Source organism: Gardnerella bretellae, assembly GCF_048545135.1.
GTDB lineage: Bacteria > Actinomycetota > Actinomycetes > Actinomycetales > Bifidobacteriaceae > Bifidobacterium > Bifidobacterium greenwoodii.
The window spans coordinates 80,022-103,878 of the sequence record NZ_JBKQXU010000004.1 but is presented as its reverse complement, the minus strand read 5'-3'; the positions used below and the strand labels follow the sequence as shown (position 1 = coordinate 103,878).

Annotated in this window: 18 protein-coding genes and 1 pseudogene; 11 read left to right on the top strand and 8 right to left on the bottom strand. The window is 43.3% G+C overall.

The annotated features are described in order from the left end of the window. The first annotated feature begins 12 nt into the window (after nt 1-12). Nucleotides 13-1,008 carry a GTPase Era gene (gene era, locus ACJV7B_RS04460; RefSeq protein WP_419389093.1) on the top strand — a complete coding sequence of 332 codons (996 nt, stop codon included), beginning with the start codon at nt 13-15 and terminating at the stop codon, nt 1,006-1,008. A gap of 149 nt (nt 1,009-1,157) precedes the next feature. On the opposite strand, the gene ACJV7B_RS04455 is transcribed toward era, so the two are convergent. Further along, nucleotides 1,158-5,357, bottom strand: a complete 4,200-nt coding sequence (locus ACJV7B_RS04455; RefSeq protein ID WP_419389057.1) for a hypothetical protein — start codon at nt 5,355-5,357, stop codon at nt 1,158-1,160. Between the two features lie 284 nt (nt 5,358-5,641). Then, a complete protein-coding gene (locus ACJV7B_RS04450) occupies nt 5,642-7,693 on the bottom strand; it encodes an AMP-dependent synthetase/ligase (protein WP_004135148.1) in 2,052 nt (683 codons plus the stop codon). Nucleotides 7,694-8,021: 328 nt separating this feature from the next. Here ACJV7B_RS04450 and ACJV7B_RS04445 point away from each other — a divergent pair, with 328 nt between their 5' ends. The 3 genes from ACJV7B_RS04445 (at nt 8,022) to ACJV7B_RS04435 (ending at nt 11,001) form a co-directional block, all read left to right on the top strand. After that, entirely contained in the window at nt 8,022-8,642 is a 621-nt protein-coding gene (locus ACJV7B_RS04445) for a 50S ribosomal protein L25/general stress protein Ctc (RefSeq protein ID WP_415704168.1), read from the top strand. Nucleotides 8,643-8,912: 270 nt separating this feature from the next. Next, nucleotides 8,913-10,082, top strand: a complete 1,170-nt coding sequence (locus tag ACJV7B_RS04440) for a branched-chain amino acid aminotransferase (protein WP_004137340.1) — start codon at nt 8,913-8,915, stop codon at nt 10,080-10,082. 199 nt (nt 10,083-10,281) lie between these two features. Continuing rightward, entirely contained in the window at nt 10,282-11,001 is a 720-nt protein-coding gene (locus ACJV7B_RS04435; protein ID WP_116794070.1) for a trimeric intracellular cation channel family protein, read from the top strand. A gap of 134 nt (nt 11,002-11,135) precedes the next feature. Here ACJV7B_RS04435 and rpsT read toward each other — a convergent pair whose 3' ends face one another. Further along, nucleotides 11,136-11,396, bottom strand: a complete 261-nt coding sequence (gene rpsT, locus ACJV7B_RS04430) for a 30S ribosomal protein S20 (RefSeq protein ID WP_004127335.1) — start codon at nt 11,394-11,396, stop codon at nt 11,136-11,138. Nucleotides 11,397-11,635: 239 nt separating this feature from the next. Here rpsT and lepA point away from each other — a divergent pair, with 239 nt between their 5' ends. The 3 genes from lepA (at nt 11,636) to ACJV7B_RS04415 (ending at nt 15,360) form a co-directional block, all read left to right on the top strand. Beyond that, nucleotides 11,636-13,516 carry a translation elongation factor 4 gene (gene lepA, locus ACJV7B_RS04425; protein ID WP_419389056.1) on the top strand — a complete coding sequence of 627 codons (1,881 nt, stop codon included), beginning with the start codon at nt 11,636-11,638 and terminating at the stop codon, nt 13,514-13,516. Beyond that, a complete protein-coding gene (hemW, locus tag ACJV7B_RS04420; RefSeq protein WP_419389055.1) occupies nt 13,513-14,835 on the top strand; it encodes a radical SAM family heme chaperone HemW in 1,323 nt (440 codons plus the stop codon). Before lepA ends, hemW begins: the two co-directional genes overlap by 4 nt. Before the next feature lie 69 nt (nt 14,836-14,904). Next, the gene (locus ACJV7B_RS04415) at nt 14,905-15,360 is read left to right on the top strand and encodes an SLC41A family transporter (RefSeq protein ID WP_116794068.1); all 456 of its coding nucleotides are present in this window, start codon (nt 14,905-14,907) and stop codon (nt 15,358-15,360) included. A 201-nt stretch (nt 15,361-15,561) separates the two neighbouring features. On the opposite strand, the pseudogene ACJV7B_RS04410 reads toward ACJV7B_RS04415, so the two are convergent. The 5 genes and pseudogenes from ACJV7B_RS04410 to ACJV7B_RS04390 form a co-directional block, all read right to left on the bottom strand. Beyond that, nucleotides 15,562-15,843 (bottom strand): annotated as a pseudogene (locus ACJV7B_RS04410) (type II toxin-antitoxin system YafQ family toxin). 342 nt (nt 15,844-16,185) lie between these two features. Beyond that, nucleotides 16,186-16,635, bottom strand: a complete 450-nt coding sequence (locus tag ACJV7B_RS04405; RefSeq protein ID WP_419389054.1) for a Panacea domain-containing protein — start codon at nt 16,633-16,635, stop codon at nt 16,186-16,188. Nucleotides 16,636-16,952: 317 nt separating this feature from the next. Next, a complete protein-coding gene (locus tag ACJV7B_RS04400) occupies nt 16,953-17,885 on the bottom strand; it encodes a LysR family transcriptional regulator (RefSeq protein ID WP_004129177.1) in 933 nt (310 codons plus the stop codon). A gap of 111 nt (nt 17,886-17,996) precedes the next feature. Further along, nucleotides 17,997-18,647 carry an HAD family hydrolase gene (locus ACJV7B_RS04395; protein ID WP_419389053.1) on the bottom strand — a complete coding sequence of 217 codons (651 nt, stop codon included), beginning with the start codon at nt 18,645-18,647 and terminating at the stop codon, nt 17,997-17,999. A 40-nt stretch (nt 18,648-18,687) separates the two neighbouring features. After that, nucleotides 18,688-19,692, bottom strand: a complete 1,005-nt coding sequence (locus tag ACJV7B_RS04390) for an ADP-dependent NAD(P)H-hydrate dehydratase (RefSeq protein WP_419389052.1) — start codon at nt 19,690-19,692, stop codon at nt 18,688-18,690. Nucleotides 19,693-20,009: 317 nt separating this feature from the next. Between ACJV7B_RS04390 and ACJV7B_RS04385 the strand changes: the two genes are divergently transcribed. From ACJV7B_RS04385 to ACJV7B_RS04370, 4 genes are all read left to right on the top strand, one after another. Beyond that, entirely contained in the window at nt 20,010-21,191 is a 1,182-nt protein-coding gene (locus tag ACJV7B_RS04385; protein ID WP_419389051.1) for a metal ABC transporter substrate-binding protein, read from the top strand. A gap of 133 nt (nt 21,192-21,324) precedes the next feature. Continuing rightward, nucleotides 21,325-22,047, top strand: a complete 723-nt coding sequence (locus tag ACJV7B_RS04380; RefSeq protein ID WP_116794058.1) for a metal ABC transporter ATP-binding protein — start codon at nt 21,325-21,327, stop codon at nt 22,045-22,047. Nucleotides 22,048-22,052: 5 nt separating this feature from the next. After that, complete coding sequence (locus ACJV7B_RS04375; protein WP_419389050.1) at nt 22,053-22,985, top strand: metal ABC transporter permease; 933 nt, start codon at nt 22,053-22,055, stop codon at nt 22,983-22,985. Continuing rightward, the gene (locus tag ACJV7B_RS04370; protein ID WP_116794056.1) at nt 22,986-23,846 is read left to right on the top strand and encodes a metal ABC transporter permease; all 861 of its coding nucleotides are present in this window, start codon (nt 22,986-22,988) and stop codon (nt 23,844-23,846) included. Nucleotides 23,847-23,857: the final 11 nt, after the last annotated feature.

Here is a 23,857-nt window from a genome sequence, read left to right as displayed (position 1 = left end):
TTCGACGACGAGATGTTTGCAAATCTCGACTCCTCAACCAGAGCCACGATTCCGACTCCGGATTTTAACGGTTACCGTTCCGGTTTCGTAGCTGTAGTTGGCAGGCCGAACGTTGGTAAGTCTACGCTTATGAACGCTCTTATTGGTACGCAAATTGCTATTGCGTCATCTCGACCGGAAACTACTCGTAAGGCAATCCGCGGCATTGTGACTACTGATAATGCGCAAATGGTGCTTGTTGATACGCCAGGTATTCACCGTCCTCGTACGCTTCTTGGCCAGCGTTTGAACGATATTGTTGACGAGTCGCTTTCAGATGTTGACGCGATTGCATTCTTGCTTCCAGCAGACCAGGAGATTGGGCCTGGAGATAGGCGAATCTTAAGTCGCCTTCGCTCCGATTTTGCTAAAAAAGACGAGAAGGGCAATTGGACTTGGAAGGTTCCGCTTATTGGTATTGTTACGAAAATCGATACGCTTAGCCGTAGTGAATTAGTTGAGCATTTGCTTCAGATACAGCAGTTTGCTGATTTTACGGATATTGTGCCGGTTAGTGCGTTGGAACGCGACAATGTTGACGAAGTTAAGAATGTTTTGATTCAAAACTTGCCGGAAGGTCCGCAAATGTATCCGGCGGATCAGCTTAGCGAGGAAAGCCCCGAAAGCATGATTTCGGAGCTTATTCGCGGTGCGTTTTTGGAAGAATTGGACGACGAGTTGCCTCATTCTTTAGCTGTTGTAGTTGACGATATTGTGTATCCTGGCGGTGGCGAGGATACTCAATACGAAGACAACAAAGCGCATGTGCTTGTGTCTGTTTATGTTGAGCGAGATTCGCAAAAGCCGATTATTATTGGTCATCGTGCGGAGCATTTAGTGCGCGTAAAGAAGCGTTTGCGCACGGCTGTAAATCGCATTACTGGCACGAAAGCCGTGCTTGAATTGCATGTAAAAGTTGCAAAAGGATGGCAGAGCGACCCTAAAAAGCTTGAGCGTTTGGGGTTCTAGCAAGCAGATTTTGATTAGTGCGTTTTGAATCGCGCGTTTTTCTTAGCGCATTTGCTTGGTGTGTTTTAATTAGCTTGTTCAGTACAGCACTTATAAAAAACCGCAGCCGATATAATTTCGACTGCGGTTTTTGTTTTATTTAGTTTCAACTACATGCGACGGTGACGTGCGAAAGTCACACCTCCGCCGATTGCAACAATTCCAGCAATCACAACTGCCACAACCGCGCCAATTGTAAGCGTGTTGTTGGAGCTGTTTTGTGCCTTTGCAGCATTGCTGTTTGCTTGAGCATTCTTAGACTCGTTGCTTGGAGTGCTGTTTGGCGTGCTGTTTTGATCACTGCTATTGCTATTAGAATCCTGAGTTTCTTGCTTTGCGGAGTCTTCCTTTGCAGATTCCTTCGATTCAGCATTCTTAGAATCTTTAGCGTTCTTGCTTTGTGCTACGCCAGAGTTAGAAGTTGCTGCCGCATTTGCAGAAGCAGTGTGGTTAGCGTGCTTCGTGTTCTTTGCATTCGCACGTTCTTCCTTAGTAGACTTTCCAGCTTCACTCTTGGAAACAGCCTTTGTAGCGTGATTTTCTGCGGTAGTTGAAGCAGACTCGTTAGATTGTTGTTCAACATCAACAGCAGGAACACTAACATGTGGTGTTTGTGGAATGAATGGAACATTACTGTTGCCAGTGTTACCACCGTTTTCAGTGTTGCCAGTGTTGCCAGGGTTACCAGTATTATCAGTGTTGCCGTGGTCACTTTCTCCCTCATGACTTGGTTCAACAACCGGTGGCTTTGGTGCAGGTGGTACTGGTGGCTCTGGAGCAGGAGCTGGTGGTGTGACAGAGTCTGGTGCAACTGTTTGCAGATGTGTCGCGAGTGTTGCTGCAGACTGTGTAAGCGTTTTAGCAGTACTTTGCAGCGCAGTAACTTTTCCTGTCAGAGTTTTTTGTATGAATGTGTCAAGCTCTCCAGTAGCTGACATGAAGATTGCGTTAAGCTGTGTTTTAGATTCTTCATTTGTAACAGTTGCAGTTAAAGTTGCTTTCTTTGTTTCAAGATTCTTCTTTATATTTTCAATCTTGATTTTAGCAGCTTCAACAATCTTTTGAGCCTCAGCAACCTTAGTTTGAGCATTTGCTACAGCAGTCTGAGCAAGTTGAATCTTCTCAACAACAGCATCGGTTGCAGTCTTAACCGCAGCCTTTTCTTCATCAACTTTTTCAGCAGCCTTTTTAGCTTTTGTTTTCAATGCTTTAAGCTGTGCTGTTACTGTGTTCTGAGTATCTTTAGCACCATCAAGAGCGATCTGAGCAGCTTGAACTTTGCCATTAGCTTCAGTAACTTTCTGATTCTCAGCTGCAATCTGCGCTTCAAGAGTCTGAATCGTCTGCTTCAGATTAGTTACCTTCTCATTAGCCGCTTTAAGCTCTTGATCAACCTTAGCTTTATCTGCCTTGGCTTCTTTAACAGCCTGAGTTGCTGTATCAAACCTTACTTGAGCTTCGTTAACAGCCTTGGTAAGTTCGTCATCAACTTTTTCTTGCTTTGCCTTGGCAGCAGTTCGAGCTGCTTTAGCAGTCTGCTTTGCAGTTTCAGCCTGTGACTTCAAAGTCACTGCTTTTGCTATCAAGCCGTTAAGGTCGTTCTGAAGCTTCTGAATCTTCTGCTCGCGAGTCTTTTGGTCTTCTTGAGATGCTTGAGTTGCTGCCTGCTCAGCTTCTTGATATTTCTGCTGAGCAGTATCCCAAGCGCTCTTTAGCTCAGTAGCCTTCTCAACTGTCTCTTCCTTAGCCTTTGTATCTTCAGCTAATTTTGCTTTAGCAGTTGTAAGTTTAGTGTTTGCGTCTTTAATGTTTTTTACAAGAGATGTTACAACACTGCCTTTTGCGCTAGAGGAAGCAATTTTTGCGTTCAGTTCTTCGAGTTCAGAGCTAATGCTGCTAATCTCTCCAGCATAAGCTTCGGACTTGTTTTTAGCCCAAGGAAGATACGACTTCACATCATGCTCGTAATTCTTTTTTGTGTCTGGTGGCCAATTGCCATTAGGATTTGCTTCATATTCTTGAACGAACTTCTCTATCTCGCTTATGTTATCATCTAAATCTTTTTTAGCATTTTCTATCTTTGTTTTTTGAGCTTGTAAATCATCCTTTTCTCTAGTTTGCAAAGGAGTATTTTCTCCATCAGGAGTCATATTCAAATCATACTGAACTTTACGAAGCTCATACTTAGCGTCAAATAGCTTCTTATTTTTCTCAGTAATCGTTGCAGATAGAGACTTCAAATTCTCTGCATTTGATGGCTCAAGTTTCTTTGCTGAATCTCTCGTACCAGTAATATTGGTTATGTAATCATTTAGAGATTCTGTAAACTCTTTTACACTAAGCTGTGATTCTTGCTTACTGCCATGCCATACAACAACATTTTCGCCACTCTGTTTCAATGCGACGGAATTATTGCTGTCAGCAAAACCGCAAGAATTAATTTTATTATCAACAAAGTTTAGGTAATGGCCAACTGCTAATTCAAAATCACTGTTAACTGCATCAGAACTATATGTTTGATGCGTAAAGTCGTATCGATGATTTTTTAAGAATTCTTTATCGTTGTTTGTAAGAGTGTAAGTAACTCCGCCTTTAGACCAGGTTCCTTTTTCTATAGCATTGTCATAAATCGCTTTTTCGGCATCATACCAGCCGTCCATTGCGTTGCCAACGTTGTTAGAATCATTTCTAGTGTGCTCTCTCTTAAGGCGTGTGGAAGAATCATACTTATCGAATGAACCCCATGCAAGATTTTCGGACGAATCCAAATAAGGATGAGTATTCATAGATGAAGCTGAATTGTAATCATCATGGTTTGCAGAATGTTCAATAACAGCTCCTGAATAGTATGAATTCACAATACTCTCAGCAATCATGCTAAGGTTCACATTAAGAGGATTTAGTTTGTTTTTTCTTCGTTCTTCGTTAAGAGGTTCATAATACGTTTCAGCATCTTGCAAATTCTTTAAGGAATCAGCACCACCTACTCGCTTAAGCTTCACCAAATCCTTATACCACATTGGCGCTTTAATTGTGCGTCCTTTATGTGTTATTTCTCCTCCATCTGCAGTTTTTGTAACCGTGTCAGGGATAACAACATCTTTTCCAGTAAGTATATCCTTTGCTCTTAAAGCATCCGCGTATATAGCTTTACCTTTTACAGAATCATCATTCTTATATTTGGAGATTATGTAATCTAGGAAACCGTCGAAACCTTTTTGAACATTAGCATCGAGTTTCTCGGTGTTAGCTTTGTTATAGGCGTCTTCAGCTTCTTTTGCTTCTTTTTGCGCTTCTTCTACTTTATCTTGGGCGTTCTTGAACTTCTTTCCGTCTTCATTTTGCTCAAGAGCAGTTTTCGCATTATTTAGCTTTTCAGTTTCGCTTTGTATTGTATTATTATCATTTGCAATGTCATTTGTTTTTTGATTTAACTCGCCTTGAGCTTTAGTATAAGCTTCATGAGCTTGCTCTGCTTCGCCCTTGAGCTTCTTTACATTTGGATCTTCGTCTGCAGACTTATGCTCTCGCAAACGCTTTATTTCTTTGTTCTTTTCTTCCTGCTGGTTTTCATTATCCGTTACAGCTTGCTCTGCTTCTTTTTGTTTCTGCTCTTTTTGCTTTGCATCATTTTCTAATTCTTTAGCTTTATTCTCAGCTGTTTCCTTATCTTTCTTAGCCTTTTCAAGCTGGGTATTAGCGTCATCTAGTTTGCCTTGTTCAGTTTTTACTTTTTCTCCAGCTTGAGTCTGTTCTGTTGTTTTAGTTTGAACTTCTTTTTCTGCAGTTCCAAGCTCTGTAGTTTTTGTATCTTTTTCTTCTTGAGTTGCTTTCAGCTTATTTTCAGCAGCTTTCTGATTTTCTGTTTCTTTATCAAACGCAGCTTGCGTATCTTTAACCTCTTTGTCAGCGTTTTCTGCCGCAGTCTTCTTTTCAGCTAATTCCTTATCGGCTTCTTTTTGCTGTTCTTCAGCTGTTTTAGCTTCTTTTTGCTTGTTTTCTAAGTCTTTCTGAGCTTCAGTTACTTCATTGTTAGCATCAGTGGCTTTGCTGTAAGCATCAGTAACTTCGCTTTCAGCATCCTCGACTTCCTTAGTAACTGTTTCTTTCTGCGTTTTAGCATCTTCAATAGCTTTATTAGCTTCGCCTTTAGCTTTTTCTACCGGATTCTCAGTGCTTGGCTTAACAACAGGCTGATTTGCGCCAGTGTCGGTAGTTGTTACTGTTGCAGCATTGGCCACATTTGCCATGCCGAATAATGCAAGGGAACTTGCGCCTAATGAGATTGCTACTGCGAGTTTGGCGTTCATATTAACCTCTCCTCTTAATTGTTAATGGAAATCAGAAGATTTTCATATCTCTTGCCAAGCTTTTTAGAAAAGCAGCATCGCTGTGAATGTAGCTTTTCTTTTAACTTGTGCTAAGAAAATATTTTATTCTCCAACGGGGGGGGGGTATCAAGTTTTTTCACGGTAATTCTATCAAATACCCATAGATTATTAAGAAAAATTTATGGATTCGCGCAAGTCGCACTAAACATACGCGAATCCACATACAAAACTTGCAAACGTTCGCTTCTTGCGAGCGCTTACGCTTACTTCTTTCGCGAAGTGTACATCTGCGTATTAAGCAGCGTTGCGTAATGCTTAATAACACGTGGGCGAATAATCTTCATAGATGCTGTCATTAAGCCATTTTCTTGCGTAAACTCTTCTGGCAAAATAATGAACTTTCGCACGGATTCTGCGCGAGACACGCCCTCGTTAGCACTGTCAACAAACTTCTGTACTTCGGCGCGCACAACAGCATTATTTGCGGCTTCGCTCATGCTCATGGTTTCGTCTAATCCCTTAAGCTTAAGCCAGTTGCGCAAAATCTCCTCGTCTAAAGTAACAAGTGCGGAAATAAATGGACGCTTATCTCCAAGTACTAATGCTTGAGACACAATCTCGCATCTCTTAATCATCTCTTCAATAGGTCCAGGCGCAACGTTTTTACCGCCAGCCGTAATAATCAAATCCTTTTTGCGGCCGGTAATATAAAGCATGCCTTCGTCGTCAATTCTTCCCAAATCGCCTGTTGCGTACCAGCCGTCTTTGGTGAACGAAGTTTCAGTTGCTTCGTCGTTCTTATGGTACTTATGGAACACGCATGTGCCCTTAATTTGCACTTCGCCGTCTTCTGCAATGCGCAAAGTAAAGGCTGGGAACGCAATTCCAACAGAGCCTTCTCGGAAAGGAACTCCAATTGGTGTAAACGCGCATGGGGCAGTGGTTTCAGTAAGACCGTAGCCTTCGTACACTGGAACTCCTGCGCCGCGGAAGAATGAAAGTAGTTCAGGGTCGAGTGGAGCGCCGCCGGCAACAATCCAGTGCGCGCGTCCGCCAAGAGCCTGGCGAAGCGGGCGGTAAACAAGCGGATCGTAAGCAGTTCGGCGAGCCTTGGTAAGCGCTTTAGCATCACCAAACTCTTGAACTTCCTTCATATACTGCTGAGCCGTCACAACAGCACCCTGGAAAGCCAAGCCTTTAGCGCCGTGACCGGCCTTCTGTGAAGCCGCGTTATAAACTTTTTCAAGAACTCGAGGAACAACAATCATAACCGTAGGTTTTGCAACCTGCAAATCAGAAATTAAAGTAGAAATTCCTTGAGCAATGTAAATTCGCAATGTACTTGCCACAACAATGTAGTTGATTGCGCGCGCAAAAGAGTGTGCTTGTGGAAGGAACAGAAGCACAGAACCGTCTTTTTCGCTTAACAAATCTGGCAGGTAGATTGGCAGGTTTAGTGCGGTTGTGCAGTAGTGCTCGTGTGTCATTTCAACGCCTTTAGGCGCGGCTGTGGAGCCGGAAGTGTAAACAATTGAGCACAAGTCTGTTTTCTTTACAGAATCAATGCGCGCGTCCAATTCTTCGTCGCTAACGGTAGATCCAAAAGCTTTAAGCTCTTCCAATCCGCCGGTTTCTAAGCAAATAATACGTTCCAAGCTTGGGCATTCTTCAATAGCGCCGTCTGCTTTATCTCGCATTTCTGTAGTTCCAACAATAAGGAAACGCGAGTCGGAATTATTAACAATGTTGCGAATCTGCTCTGCAGAATCCGTGTCGTAAATAGTGGCGAGTACGCCGCCGCAAGCCATAACAGCAGCATCTGTAACATCCCACTCGTACGACGTTTTGCACATAAGAGCAATAGCGTCTCCCTTGTGCAAACCGTAGTGAATTAAGCCTTTTGCTGCATCCCTAACTTCTTTAAGGAACTGATTTGCTGTTTTAGTAACCCACTTATCGTTTTCTTTGTAAGTGTAAAGCGGATCGTCTCCCATTCGTGCAGCACGGTCTGCGTACAAGTCGTAAATGCTTGTGCCTTCGTCCAGTGGGGCAGCGCTTTCCGTTTTTGTGGTAAGCAAACCTGTTTCTGGGTCAATAAACGTGGTTGTTGGCATTCCTGCGCCCCACTCTTCTACGAGTGGAAGACGCTTATTTTGCGAAAGTAGAGTATTTGTTGAAGATTCTTGTTCTTCATTTGGGTAGCCTGGTTCGCCTGCGCGATCGTCGCTGACTGGGTGTGCGAAATTGCTGCCAATACGCAATGCTTTACGTGCAAGATTAAACGCTTGCTGTTGGAGTGCATTAAAGACGGACACATCTGCTCCTTAATCATGCCTTAGCGGCTCTTAAAAGCGCACAGTTTCAAAGTGCGCTTAGTGCTGTTATCTATAATAATCGTTTGTGTGCTCAAGTTGTGTAAGTGTTTGCATATTATTTTATTTTATTTATTAAATAATTGAGATTTAAAATTAGTCTTGCTCTGTGGTTACACTAGAAAAGTTGCTTTGGCGAGGGAATATGCTGACTGATTGTTGGCAAAGTTCCGTTATCGACTGGGCTGATAGCCACTTATGGTTTTCGGCGCGTCGGTGCGCCTGAAGCTGGATTAACAAACAAAACTATCCAGACCATAAGGAGACCGATATGGCTACAAAGATTACTCTTGAAGGCGAAGTTCGCAACGAGTTTGGCAAGGGCGTTGCTCGCCGCTTGCGTGTTGCAAATTTGATTCCAGCAAGCCTTTACGCTGGCGGTGCTGATCCAGTGCACGTCACTCTTCCAATGCGTGAGACCACTTTGGCTTTGCGTCACGCAAATGCTTTGTTCACTATTAAGTTTGGCAAGGAATCTCGTATTGCAGTTGTTAAGGATGTTCAGCGCAATCCTGTTAAGCGCATTGTTGAGCACATTGACTTCTACGAGGTTAAGGCTGGCGAAAAGATTGATGTTGAAGTTCCAGTCTTCGTTGAAGGTACTCCAAAGGGTGCTGCTGTTGCATTCGTTGACGTTCAGGAACTCAAGGTTCGCGCAGACGTTGCCAACTTGCCAGAGCGTGTTGTTGTTAACGTTGACGGCTTGACCGACGGCACCAAGGTGTTTGCTAAGGACGTTAAGCTTCCTAAGGGCGTTGTGCTCGACATGGATGGCGAAGAGTCTGTTGTTAGCGTCACCGTTCCTGAAGATGCTGCTCCAGCCGAAGCTGCTGCTCCTGCTGCTGATGCTGCCGCCGCTCCAGCTGATGCTCCAGCTGCAGAAGAAAAGTAAGTTATAAAGTAAGCTATCGTATTTAATTACGAATTAACTTATAACTTATAAATAGTTTAAAATTTTAAGCCGCATAAGAACTGACTTATGCGGCTTTTTTGTATAAAATCAATAAATTTGCTAAATAATTTTTACTTTCAACCATATTTTTTGAAATATTTCTTAAAATATTTTGGCGTGTAAGTTTTGCTAAACGCAAGAATCGTATTATCCTATACGTTAATTGCGTTAAAAGGCAATAAAAAATATTACAGATAGAAAAGAGACATAATGGCTGATTTAGAAATCGCTCCAGAGTTTTCGGACGCCTATGAATCCGATGATCATAGCAATCCTGCTCTGTTGAACAAATTAGCTGGCAACTTTGAAGTTCTGCCTAACGATAATCCTGTTTCGGACGCAAAGCGCAACGAACTTATTGATAAGCCTGCTTTCGGTCAGATTTTCTCCGACAATATGGTTCACATGTCTTGGACTAAAGGCGAAGGCTGGTCGGATCGTCGCGTTGAGCCTTACGGACCATTGAAAATGGATCCAGGCGCATCCGTTTTGCATTACGCTCAGGAATGCTTCGAAGGTTTGAAGGCGTACAAGCGTGCCGACGGTTCAATTTGGCTGTTCCGTCCAGATATTAACGCTGCTCGCTTCCAGAATTCTGCTAAGCGTTTGTATTTGCCAGATCTTTCTATTGACGACTTTATTGGTTCTGTTGCAGCTTTGGTAAAGCGAGATAAGCAGTGGGTTCCAAGCCGCCGCGAGTATACGCTTTACATGCGTCCATTCATGTTTGCTTCCGAGCCATTCCTTGGTGTGCGTGAAGCTCACGAGGTTGAATATTGCGTTATTGCTTCTCCATCCGGCCCATACTTCAAGGGTGGTTTGAAGCCTGTTAGCATTTGGGTTGAAGACCAGTGGTTCCGCACTGGTCCTGGTGGTACCGGTTTTGCTAAGTGCGGCGGAAATTACGCTGCTTCCTTGCTTGGTGAATACAAGGGTATTGAGCATGGTTGCGAGCAGGTTTGCTTCGTGGATGCTGCAACTAAGACTTATTTGGAAGAGCTTGGCGGCATGAACATGTTTGCGCTCCACAAGGACGGTCATTTGGAAACACCATCTCTTACTGGCAGCATTCTTCCAGGCGTTACGCGTCGTTCTTTGATTCAGCTTGCTAAAGAGGCTGGCCATGATGTTGTTGAAACTATGATTCCGCTTCAAGGCTTGCTTGACGACATTCGTTCTGGCGAGGTAACTGAAGTCTTTGCTTGCGGTACTGCTGCAATCATCACGCCAATTGGTCGCTTTAAGTCAGACGACTTCGATCTTAAGGTTTCTGACGGTGGCGTTGGTGAGTTGACTCAGGCTTTGCGCGACGAGTTACTTGGCATTCAGCTTGGCGATGTTGAAGACAAGCACAACTGGATGTGGAAAGTTTGCGACTAATTAGCTAATAATAAGCTAATAAATAGTTTGCAAACGCTTACGCAAGTTGCAAATAATTTAATATAAATAATTGCGTGTGGCGCGTCGTGCTCTATGTATGTAGATTCATATAAGGTACGGCGCGTCACTTATTTGCGTAATCTGTTTTTCGCAATCTGTTTTGCGTAATCGTAATAATTATTTTTTGAAGGGATATTCTGTGGAAGGCGCATTAGGGGATAACATCTTCTTTCTAATTGTTGAATATGTTGCTGTGGGATGCTGCGGAATGGTTGGCGGACTGTGGGCTATTCGTAAAAAGTACGATGTTTTTGCCATTATTACCACTTCTTGGATTACTGCGTTGGGCGGCGGAATTGTGCGCGATGTTTTACTTGGAGCGTTACCGCCAGTTGGAATTGCGGATCATGGTTTTGTGATTGCTGGCCTACTTTCCGGCATAATTGTTGCGATTGCGCATCCAGAGATTGATAAGTGGCGTTGGTTTATGCTTACGATTGACGCGCTCGCATTGGGGTTGTTTGCTGTAAACGGCACGGCAAAAGGCTTAGATTTTCATATGTCTGGCACGACTTCAGTATTTTTAGGAATGGCAACCGCTTTGGGAGGCGGTCTTATTCGCGACATGATTTTGAATCAGGTTCCGGTTATTGTGCGAGATAAACATTGGTATGCTGTTCCGGCTGCAGCTGGTTGCGTTCTTACGGTTTTTGTATTTAAAGCAAAACACGCTGGTTTATTTGGCGTAACTGTTGAGATTATTTTGGATGTGCTTATTGTTGCGCTGGTAGTTGCAATGCGTTTGCTATCTGTAAAATTTGACTTGACTTTATTCGGAGCAATGAATCGCACTGAGCCGATTAAAGTGCGACGTCCGCGCATTCGCCGCTTAAACTTAAATAATCGCAAGCGCAGATAGTTTTAGATAGTCTTAAATATCTTAAGTGCGAATAATCTAAATGAGTTTTAATTGCGAATAAAAATAATCCCCAGCGCCTGTTGGTACTGGGGATTTTCCTTACATGCTGTGTTATGCAGTTACCTGCACAAACTTCACAGAGCGTTAATCGCTACAGCAAGACCGGACTTGCGGTTTGCAGCCTGATTCTTGTGAATCACGCCACGGCCTGCAGCCTTGTCAAGCTTCTGAGCGGCTACTGCGAAAGCGGCCTGTGCTGCAGCCTTATCACCAGCGGTGATGGCTTCACGAGTTGCACGAATAGCGGTCTTCAAAGCAGACTTTACTGCTACGTTACGCTTGTGTGCTTTCTCGTTGGTGAGCACGCGCTTCTTCTGCGACTTAATGTTTGCCACTGTTACTCCAAACGACGTTTGCTATATAAGGACATACAAAGCGTAAGCATATCATGATTATTGGATAACTTTACTGTCGATGGCGTTTGTTGTCGTTTCGGCTGTATTTGACCACATTTGCCGCGTAATTTTTCGGCGTTTGTTTTACTAGACTAGGGTAGTAGAGTTGGTAAGATTAATTACTTGCGTAGCTTGCGCAATTTAATACTATCCTCGTATTTAATAAGGAGATGCTTGCTTTGATTACACCGCATAACCAGCCAGGATTTACGGATCAATCGGTGATACGCAATTTCTGCATTATTGCGCATATTGATCACGGCAAGTCTACCGTAGCTGACCGCATTTTGCAGCTTTCCGGAATCGTGCCAGAGCGCGAAATGCGAGACCGCTTCCTTGATCGCATGGATATTGAGCAAGAGCGCGGAATTACTATTAAATCTCAGGCTGTTCGAGTGCCGTGGACTTTTGAGGGCAAAGAGTATTCTCTCGGCATGATTGATACTCCTGGTCACGTCGATTTTACTTACGAGGTTTCGCGCGCGCTGGCAGCATGCGAAGGTGCGGTGCTTCTTGTTGACGCAACTCAGGGCATTGAAGCGCAAACGCTTTCTAATCTTTATATGGCAATCGACCACAATTTGACGATTATTCCTGTGCTTAACAAAATCGACTTGCCAAGCGCAGAGCCAGACAAGCATGCTGAAGAAATCGCGGGCTTAATCGGCTGCAAGCCGGAAGATGTTCTACGCGTGTCTGGCAAAACCGGCGAAGGTGTTAAAGACTTACTTGACCAAATTGTTCTGGAAGTTCCAGCACCAAGCGGAAATCCTGATTCTCCTGCTCGCGCACTTATTTTTGACTCCGTCTACGATTCGTATCGCGGAATCGTCACCTATATTCGTATGGTTGATGGCGAACTTAAGTCGCGCGAAAAGTTGCACATGATGGGCATCGGCATGACGCACGATCCTATTGAAATCGGCGTTATTAGCCCAGATATGACTCCAACAAAGGCGCTTGGAGCGGGCGAAGTCGGCTACGTAATTACAGGCGCTAAAGATGTTAGCCAGTCTAAAGTTGGCGACACCATTACCAGCGCAGTAAATCCCGCATCTGAACCTTTGGATGGATACCGCGACCCTAAGCCTATGGTTTATGCAGGCTTGTTCCCAATTGATAACGCGCAATTCCCGGAACTTCGAGATGCTCTTGACAAGCTAAAACTTAACGACGCTGCTCTTATTTACGAGCCAGAAACGTCGGTTGCATTGGGATTTGGTTTCCGTTGTGGATTCTTGGGTCTTTTGCATATGGAGATTGTTTCCGAGCGTTTAAGCCGCGAGTTTGGCTTGGATCTTATTTCTACCGCCCCAAACGTAACTTACGACGTTACTAGCGAAGACGGCAGCGAACATCACGTAACGAATCCTAGCGAGTTTCCAGAAGGCAAAATTAAGCGCATTATTGAGCCAATGGTTGCGGCTGACATTATTACGCCTAAAGAATTTATTGGTGCTGTAATGGATTTGTGCCAGGAGCATCGCGGAGAAATGGGCACAATGGAATACATTAGTGCCGACCGTGTGGAAATGCACTACAGGATTCCTCTTGCGGAAATCGTTTTTGACTTCTTCGATCAGCTTAAAAGCCGCACAAAAGGCTACGCTTCTCTTGACTATCACGAGGATGGAGAGCAGGCTGCTGACCTTGTGAAGGTTGATATTCTTATTCAGGGAGATAAGGTTGACGCTTTCAGTGCGATTGTGCACCGAGATAAGGCTTATTCTTACGGCGTTATGATGACGAAGAAGCTTCGCGGACTTATTCCTCGTCAACAGTTTGAGATTCCAATTCAGGCGGCAATCGGCTCGCGTATTATTGCTCGCGAAACTATTAGCGCGCTTCGAAAAGACGTGCTCGCAAAATGCTACGGTGGCGATATTACGCGTAAGCGCAAGCTTTTGGAAAAGCAGAAGGCTGGTAAGAAGCGCATGAAGATGCTCGGACATGTTGAAGTTCCGCAGGAAGCATTCGTTGCGGCTTTGGCTACTGATGAGAGTGCAAATGACAGAGATACTAAAGATAAGATTCGCGCAGCGCAAAAGTCTGAAGGATGAGTTTAGAGTTGGATGCTGAATTAAATAAATCAGCTACGCAAACTACAAGTATGTCTTTTGAAGTGTACGTGCACGTGCCGTTTTGCTTGCGCCGCTGCGGCTACTGCGATTTTAATACGTATACTGCGCTCGATTTGGGTGAGGGAGCAAGTCGCGAAGGTTATGCTGATGTTGCGATTCAAGAGATGCGTCTTGTAAAAAAATGGCAGGAATTTCACGGAATTTTCGAGCCTAAAGCGCAATCTGTTTTCTTCGGCGGAGGCACTCCAACTGTTCTTAAAGCGCAAGATTTAGTTCGAATTTTGCAAGAAATACGAAACTTGTGGGGATTGAAAACTGGTGCGGAAATCACTACTGAAGCAAACCCAGATACTGCAGATGAGTCTTATATTCAGGAGCTTGCAGAAGGTGGATTTACGCGAATATCTTTCGGAATGCAATCAGCTGTGCCGCATGTGCTAAAAACGCTTGATCGCACGCATACTCCGGAAAACGTAGAGCGCGGAGTTAAAGCTGCAAATGCTTGTGGTTTGCGTTCAAGTGTTGACTTGATTTATGGCGCTCCGGGGGAGAGTTTAGACGATTGGCGAAAGTCGGTAGAAATGGCTTTGAAGCTGGGCGTAAACCACGTTTCTGCATACGCGCTAACGGTAGAGCCGCACACAAAAATGGGTCGTCAAATTGCTGCTGGAACAATTCAAGCACCAAACGACGATGATGAAGCAGCAAAATACGAGTTAGCAGACGAGCTTTTTAGTTCTGCTGGCCTAGAGTGGTATGAGATTTCTAATTGGGCGCGCCCAGGTTTTGAGTCCCGTCACAATCTTGGATATTGGAAGAACATTGATTGGGCTGGAATTGGACCTGGAGCGCACTCTCACTACAATGCGGCAAGCGCTCTTAGCAAGCAAAGTGTTGATTCGGATGCTAAAAAGGCGAATCCTAATCAAGAATACAATTTGCGCGCATGGGATATTTTGCACCCAAAACGCTGGGCTCAGGCGATTAACGCAGGTAACGTGCCGTGGCAAAACTATGAGTGCATAAACGTTGAAGACGCGCTAATAGAAGAAGTAATGCTTGGGTTGCGTATTAGTCAAGGGCTTAGTGTTGATGAATTGTGCGCAAAGATGCGAAAGACTAATCGCGGATTTGACGATTCGCATTTGCAAAAAGTGATACGCGAAGTATGCAATGAAGATTTGGCAGTGTTGCACGAAAATCGCATTATTGCAACACGCAAAGGTAGGCTGCTCAACGATTTATTAATAGAAAGAATTGTTGACGCGTGTGAAGAAGGTCTTACCGTGCTAAAATAGTGCGTATTGTGTAAGTTTTGTGCAATAGATGCGTTGTATGCGAAAATTTCAGCGTAGAAAGGAACAATCATGGCAAACCGCAAGGAGCGTCGCGCAAGGGATAAGCAGAATCGTAGGGGTATTCCTTCGCAGTATGATGAAACAAAGGGTCGCGCTCGCGGCGGAATGATTGACGAATATAATCTTCAAGAGCGTTCACGCAAGCTTCAAGAAAAGGGTGCTGGCCCTTGGAAGCCAACTTCTAACGTGACGGCTGAAGAAGAAAAAATTGCACGAAACATTCGCCGAGCTGAATCAGGCGACGACACTTGGAACGCAGTTCGCAAGGTTGTTGGCGTTTGCTCTTGGGCTGTGATTTTGATTTCTGCATTAGCATTTTTGGTGATTATGTGGTTCCCAAGCCAGCCGATTGCGCTCGTTATAACTATTGCAGTGCTGTTTGCTTTGGGCGTATTTGGGCTGTTCTTTAGCTTTAGCAACGCTAAGCAAAATCCTCATCTTGACGAGCATGGAACTGCGCTTTAGGTTGATTTAGGTTGTTAAGTTGACTTAAGTTGATTTAAGTTAGGTCAATTTAGGCGCGTTTATAAATAAATAAATAAAACTATTTTTAATAATTAAGGCGGGCACTCGTAACACAACGTGCTCGCCTTAGTTGTTTTCTGTGTCTTGTTGTTTTTTCTATGCCTTGTTATTTTGTATTCCGCTTTGTTGCTTCTTAAGAATTTACTCGTTGAATACGTCGGAGTGTGTTCCCGTGCGCGAAAGTACAAGCACTACGTCATCGTTATCTATGCGATATATAAGCAGCCAGTCGGGTTTTACATGACATTAACGGAATCCTAAATAGTTTCCTGTAAGTGCGTGGTCGCAGTATCTTTCAGCAAGCTTTTCTTGTGATGCAATCATTCGCACGACGCTATCTAAGAGTCTTATATCGTATCCGAGCTTTTTCATACGTTTAAGATCTCTTTTGAATGAATTTAATAATACGACTTTTAGGCTCATTTTAGTGCGTCCTCCAATGCTTCGGTAACATTGTCGTAGCGCTTGTACTCTTCTGGATGCGCTTTCATGTAGTCATATTCCTTAAACGCGGCGATTGTTTCTTTATTGTATTTTGGCGAGTTTTTGAATCCTACGTTAAAAACTTTTGTATTTTGGCAAGTTTTTGAATCTCACGTTAAAAACTTTGTGTATCCAGCAAACTAAGTCTCGTGATAAGTACGCCTACGCGCCAAACCGCGCTACGCACTAAGCCGCCAATGTCTACGCATCAAACCGCTCATCTCGAAAACCGCTCATCTCGCAAACCACTCATCTCGCAAACCGCTCCTCGCCAAACCACGCCTACACAACAGGATGATTTACGTAATAGTCGTGAATAGACTTCTTGGAAATTATTTCCTCGCTGCCTTGATTTGCTGGTATGCCGATCCTTGCTCGAATCCACGGGTCTTCACTGTGCGTTCTTTCGCTGAGCTGATTTCCTGTAAAATGTCCAAGCTTCGCACACACTTCCTTTATGATTTTCACCTGCTCATCTTCCAAATCTGCACATCTTTCTGGAAGAGAAATCAGTAGTTCTTCTCTATGAATTGTAAATCTTCCACGATGCCTGTTGAATAATTCCAATGAAACTGGACCGTTCGTCCAAGCTTCAAAATCTTCAGGGAATAGTGACAATCCAGTTGTTGCTAAGCTGTGCGCTTGAGAATAATATACAAGCTTCTGCAGTTTCATGGTTGTCATTGGCCCCATAATTTCCAATATTTTTGCCGCTACGTTAATAATGCTCATCGCGCACCTCCTTTTCTTTGCAGCGAATTAATAGAGATTTTATGAATAGCAAAAGTGGGCGTCAATTCGATTAAAGAAATGTGGATAACTTTTAGCGTTTTTGATTGCTGATTGCTGATTGCTGATTGCTGATTGCTAAAATTAATCGCGCGCAGTTAACGCATAACGTATTAGCTGCGAGCGTATTTATGTGTTGTGCGTCTTAACCTCGCGCTGCGTACACTACAATACATTACACTACTTTGAGTTGCTTCTCTTTGTTTTGCATTGATTGCGCAATGTAAATGTAATTGATTGCGCAATGCATATGTTTATATCTAATTTTGCGAATCAATAAGCGTGTAGCCATGCCTTGTTATTACAGACTTAAGCTGAGTAAGGTAGGCGAGTGAGGCTTTAGAAAGTTTAGTTCTTTCGTTGGTAATCCAGCCAACAAGCATAGTGTCGTCACATTCTAGCGGAATTGTAACGATTTTTTCGTTGTTCAAGTCGCCGTTGTTAATTCCAGTGCAAATTGTGTAGCCGTTTAGTCCAATAATAAAGTTCAGGATTGTTGCGCGGTCGGAAACGTTGATTTTTTTCGGCGGACGAGTTGGCCACACTGCTTCCTCTGCAAAGAAGAAGCTTCCTTCTTCTCCCTGCTCGTACTGAATGAACGGGTATGGTTTCAAGTCTTCCAAGCTCAGGCTTTTGTGAGCTGCAAGAGGATTGTTTCTGGAAAGAAAAACGTGCAATTTTGCTCGGAAAAGAGGGTGGAATTCCAAATGTTTTTCGCGAAGCAGCTTGCCAATTACATCCTTGTTGTAGTCCGAAAGGTACAAAAGTCCAAGATCTGCGCGCATATCGCTTACTTGCTTAATAATATTTTTTGTGCGCGTTTCACGAATAGAAAACTCGTATTCGTCGGAATTTATGCTACGAATCATATCAACAAATGCTTCAATAGCGAACATGTAGTGTTGTGTTGCAACGCTGCACAATTGTGGGCGTGGCTTTGTGCTTTTGTAGCGTTCCTCAAGCAAATCAGCTTGCTCAATGACTTGTCGTGCGTATGTTAAAAATTCTGCACCGTCGGAAGTTAAAACAATTCCTTGAGTTGATCTTGTAAAAATCTCAATATTTAGCTCACGTTCAAGCTCTTTTACAGATGAACTCAGTGCAGGCTGTGAAATATAAAGTGCTCGCGCTGCTTCGTTCATTGAACCGCAGTCGACGATTTTCACAATATATTTCAGCTGTAGCAAAGTCATATTGAGCTTCCTTTATAAACTTTTGTAAGTTGAGTAGTAGTAGTAGTAGTGAGTTAAATAAGAGCCGGTAACGAATTTAGCAAAAGGCATCGCCATGCGAATTTGCAAAAATTAAAGTTCAACGCCAATTGATGCTAAATCTTTACGCGCCTGCTCGGCTGTTGTAAAAACAAAACCGTGCATGCCAACAGCGTGGGCTCCGTCAATATTTGCAGGCTTGTCGTCAAAAAATACTGTGTGTTCGGCTTCGAGATTAAATCTGCTCATTGCAAGCTCAAAAATTTCCGGCTGTGGCTTGTGTAAATGTTCAACTCCAGAAATAATAGTGCCCTGCAAAAGCGTTGAAAGTTCCGGGAATTTTCTAAGGGCCAGTGGGAAAGTTTCACTCGACCAATTCGTAAGTCCCCACACTCCGTAGCCTGCTTTTTGTAAATCGTGAAGTAAATCAACCATTCCTGGCATCATTCGCGTTAAAACCTGATCATAATTTGCGCAATACCAACGGAATGCTTCGGCAAGCTCGCTTCCAAATCTGCGTTCATATTCTGGCATAAGATCTTTCAAAAGCTCGCCACCGTCCATGCGGTCTTCAAACTCGTAGAATCCTGCTAAATCATTTTTTCCAAAGCTTCCGTTAGGGCAGATTGTGTCAACTAAATTCGGGAACTGTTTTTGCAAGCAATTGCGGCAATTCCATTCGAGTAGAACTCGGCAATAATCAAACATAACGTCGTGAATTTTAAACGGTTTTGTGTTGTTCATACTGATATGTGCTTTCTTTTAGTAGTTTCTAGTTTGCAAGTTACTTTATATTTATAAGAATCCCAAGTACGTGGGGAAGTGCGCTAATTATGTCGCTTGCCACAATTGGGTGTTCTAAAGCCAACGGCTTTTTTGCTTTTAACATATCTTGCACGAGCTGAGCGTAGCTATTTCCTCCGCTGCTTCTAGAAGCAAATACTGCGCAAATTCCGTGAATTACTGCTGCACTTGCTGCAATAAATGCGTAGTTTGTGCGGCTTTCGTCTTGCTTTTCGCGCTGTGCAAGTAGAGCCCCTAAAATTCCTGCTAACACATCCCCAGATCCTGCAGTTGCAAGCCAAGTTGGGCCGTACTGAGCAACGTATATTGGCGTATGAGTGTAGCTTGGAGAGGCAACGACTGTTTTAGCGCCTTTAACAAGCACGGTTGCTCCAGTAAGATCTGCTGCTTTTTGAGCGTACTCAACAGGATTTTGCAATATTTCCTGAGCGCTTATTTCTAAATCGTATCTTTTAAACAGTGAGCTTAATTCGCCTGCGTGTGGTGTTAAAACTACTTTTGTGCAAACTTTTTTAGGAAGTAAATCTAAAGCTCCAGCGTCTACACATATTGGGGGGAGTGCACTTTGTGATTGCGATTGTGATTGCGATTGAATATTGCTTGATTGGCTTTCGCTTTCATAGTTTTTAAGTATGTTCGCAATTTGTTCTCTTTGTTCTTGTGCGCTTTCGCTGTTGCAATGTTCGGCGTCAGGTATGCCAGAGCCGACTGTTATTGCGTCAATTTTTCCTTGCAAATTTTGCGATGCTACTACTTCTGGTGAAGCCTGTAATACTAAGTTTTGTGCGCGAAGCTGGCCTGAATAACGAACCATTCCAATATTTGAATATGCCGCTGCGCGAGTGCTTAATACAGCAGCTCCCGGATACTCGTTAGATCCAGTGATTACGCCTAAAACTCCTCTAGAATACTTATTGCTCGACTGATCCGGTATTTTTAGGCATTTGCTAGCATCTTTTGTTGCTAAATTTACAAGTGAGCTCATATATATGATTGTAGTAAGTATTTGCGATTGGTGCGCTATGTTTTATCGATTGTATATTCGATTGTAATTCGTTTGTGTATACACTATGTGCCGTCAGAATGCAAGAAAAATCGTGATTATAACAGACAAAAATTTTGCGACACGCGCTTTTATAAAAAATATAAAGAAATTTTTGAAATATTGTTGACCCTCGTGCATATTTTATTTAAGCTATAAGCGTTATTGCGAATGATTATTTTTCTCATGAACAATTTTTCATGGCTACTTTACGCAATCAACCCATGCAATAACAGTAAAGATTCCCGAAAGGAACGAGTGTGAAAACTTCACGAATTTTCGCAACTGCCGCTGCGGTTGCACTTTTAGCTACTTCTATGAGCGCTTGCGGCTCTTCTAAAACTGCAGAAAACAATACAAAAGGCAATCAAGTAAACGTAGTGGCAACAACAACGCAAATTTGCGATTACGTAACCCAAATCGCGTCAACTGCAGACGCAAATTCTGGTTTAAGCCTTAATAAAACCGATTCTCAGGGCAAAAAGTCTGTAATTGGAGCTCCAGCAAACAAAGCAAAGTCAACAATTAACTTGACTTGCTTGCTTGCACCAAATGCTTCTGCTCACGAGCACGAAATGACTCCAGCGCAGTCTAAGGCTCTTTCAAAGGCTGATTTGATGCTTGTTTCTGGCGTTGATCTTGAGCACTTCTTGGATCAGGCTGTAGAAGCAACCGGATTTAAGGGAACAATGGGCGTCACATCCGGTATTCTTACCGCAGACGAAATCAAAGATCCAAAGGCGCAAGCTGCTAAAGAAAAGAATCTTCCTTATAAGGTTGACCGCGGTATTGCTAAAGTTCATGCCGAAAAGTGGCCATTCCCGCCAGAAGAAGGCGAGAAGGAGCCAGAATTCCAGTACGATCCGCATATTTGGACAAGTACCAAGAATACTATGATTCAGGTTAAGAATATTGGTGCATTCTTAGGCAAGGCTCTTCCTGCAAGCAAGCCGATTTTCGACGAGCATGTTGAAAAGTTCGTTAAGGCTTTGACGGATTTGGACGCTTGGGCAACTAAAGCTTTGAACAGTGTTCCACAAGAGCATCGCGTACTCTTTACTTCTCACGACGCATTCGGTTACTTCTCTCGTGACTATAATGTGAAGTTTATTGGTGCAGCACTTTCTGACTTTAACAGCCAGCAGGATGCAACAGCAGATCATATTAAGCAGGCTGCAGAAGATGTTAAAAAGTCTGGCGCTGTGGCAATCTTTGCCGAAAACTCCAACAATTCCAAGTCAATTAAGGCTGTGGCTTCCGCTGCAGGTGTAAAGGCTGTTATTGGCGACGATGCACTTTATGGAGATTCTCTTGGACCAGTCGGATCTGCTGGTGAAACCTACATCGGTTCCATTGTTCACAATGTTGAAACATTGGTGAAGGCTTGGAACGGTAAGGTTCCTGAACTTCCAGATTCAGTCAAAACTGCATTGAAGAAGTAACATACAAATAACAGTAAAAATAACAGTATCGTAACAGTAACTTTAGTCGCGAAAGCAAGAAGTTACTGTTACGAATACTTATTATTAATAAACTGAAAAGACTGGAATTATAGTGAATAAGAGCGTCCTTGCAATGAAAAATTGCAGCCTTGCTTACGGTTATAAAACCGTGGTTACAGGTATTAACGGTAGTGTTGAGCCTGGAGAGGCTTTGGCTTTAATAGGGCCTAATGGTTCTGGAAAAACAACGTTTTTGCAAGCCATTATTGGGATTGTGCGCGTAAGTCACGGCGAACTTAGCATGCCAAAAGCTTTGTCTATTGGCTATGTGCCTCAGCAGGTTGATTTGGACTTGACTTTCCCGATTACTGCTCGTCAGGTTGTTGCCATGGGATTGAGCAGAAAAACTGGATTCCTCGGTTTGCTTAAAAAAGATCAAAAACAAGCCGTTGAGGACGCTCTTAATCACGTTGGATTGCTTAACCGTGCGGATGTTCGTTTTGGTGATCTTTCTGGCGGTCAGCGCCAGCGCATTTTACTTGCGCGTGCTATTGTTGCCAAGCCAACTTTGATTCTTCTTGACGAACCATTTAACGGTTTAGATGAGCCAAATCGTCGTGAGCTTCTTAATATTATGAAAGCCGCTAAGCAAGAGGGAATAGCTTTTGTTGTTTCTACTCACGACTTGGTAATTGCGGATGCTATTTGCGAAAAAGCGTTACTTTTGGCTGGTCGCCAAGTTGCGTTTGGTCCGCTTAAAGAAGTTATGACTAAAGAAAATATTACTTGCGCATACGGCGGAAGCATGCCTGCTGCTTCTGCAGGTCTTACTTTTTCGGAAATTGCGGAAGGCTGATTTAAATGCTTGCCCAATTAGTCGAGTTATTAAGACAATCGTTGGAATCAATTCCAGGCTTTGATTTTATTGCTTCTGCTCCTTACATTTTCCGCCCATTCTGTCTTCTTATAGTTCTTTCCATAGCTAGCGGAATTGTTGGAGTATTTGTAAATCTTCGTTGTGCAGAATTTAATGCGGAAGCTATAGTTCACGGCATTTTCCCCGGAATTGTGGTCGGAGCTTTATACGGTGGCATTAATCGTATTATTCCGGGTGCTGCAATTTGCGCAATATTTTTAGTTGCAGCTCTTGTATGGGCTTCTCGCTCGGCTAGAATTAACGAGTCTGTTATTGCTACTGTTCTTACGACTTTCTTTGCGCTCGGCGTAGTAATTTCGCTTAAAAAAGGCGATATGTCTGGGCAGCTTGAAGCACTTATGTTTGGCAGACTTCTTGACGTCACAGACGAGCGCATGACTCAAGCTATGTTGATTTGTATTTTTGCAATTATTGTTATGTTAGCCACATGGAAGCAGCAGATTATAGTTGCTTTTGATCGCGCAAGCGCTCCTCTTATGGGCGCTAACACTTTGCTTGTTGACATTGTGCTAAACGTTGGAATCGCGGCAGTTGTTGTTTCAGCATCTTCTGCGGTTGGTGTTCTTCTTGTTATTGGATACCTTGTTATTCCGGGTGCTAGCGCTCGATTAGTTTCGCGCACTGTTTCTGGCATGGTAGCTGTTGGTATTGTTGTTGGTATTGCAGGCGTTTTTCTTGGAATGTACGCTATGAATCTTGAGCTGGATCATCCTGTTTCTCCGCAGGCTGCAATTGCTTTAAGCATGTGTGCAATGTTTGTTGTTGTGCTTATATTGCGATGGGCTTTCCGCTTTATTTCCTCAATAATTCCGGCGCATGAATCAAATAAATCAATCTTAAAAAAGCAGGGAGCTTAAATGGTAAGTATTTGGCAAATTATTGCGCTCCCGATTGTTGAGGCGATTGTAGTTGGCGCATTATGTGGTTTCGTAGGGTCTTTAGCTCTTCTAAATCAGCGCATATTCTTTACTGAATCTATTACGCACGCAGCTTTTCCTGGAGCTGTTCTTGGAGTAGTCTGCACATCTTTATATACAATCGATCAGAATGTGCTTTCCTTAGGATTATTTATTGGGGCTGCAATTGCGTGCGTATTTCTTTCGTTAGTAATGCACGCACTTTCGCATATTAAAGGTATTTCTTCTCAGGCTGCTGCTGGAATTACTCTTACTGTTGGTTTTGCTAGCGGATATTTTTTGAATAAGTGGTTTGCGCCTCTACCGCTTCGTATTGAAGGATTTTTAACCGGATCTTTGCTTAATTGCACTCCTGCAGACGTTGCCTCAGCCTCTGTAGCTTTCTTGCTTGCTTTAGGATTGTGGATTTTTAATTCTGCTAATCTTGTGCACTGCTCTTTTGATCCTATCAATTACCGCGCTGCAGGCGGAAAATCTGGTTTTATACAAGGCATGGTTTTAGCTTTAATCATTATTACAGTTTCTGTTATTATTCCAGCTGTTGGAACGGTTGTTTCAGTATCTCTTATTGCTGCTCCTGCCGCAGCTTTAAAATCAAGAATCGCCTCTATCAATAAATTTGTGCTAGCTTGCGTACTTTCGTCTATTTTAATTGCGCTCACTGGCTTAGCTCTTGCCGTAATATTAAAGCTTTCAGCAGGAGGAACTATTGCTATTTGCGCTGGAGCTTTCTTCCTTCTAACTAAACTTGTTGAGCGGATTGTTTACGGCATTTGCAAGTGCAAATCTGTTACAGCATAGTTGAAGTCTTA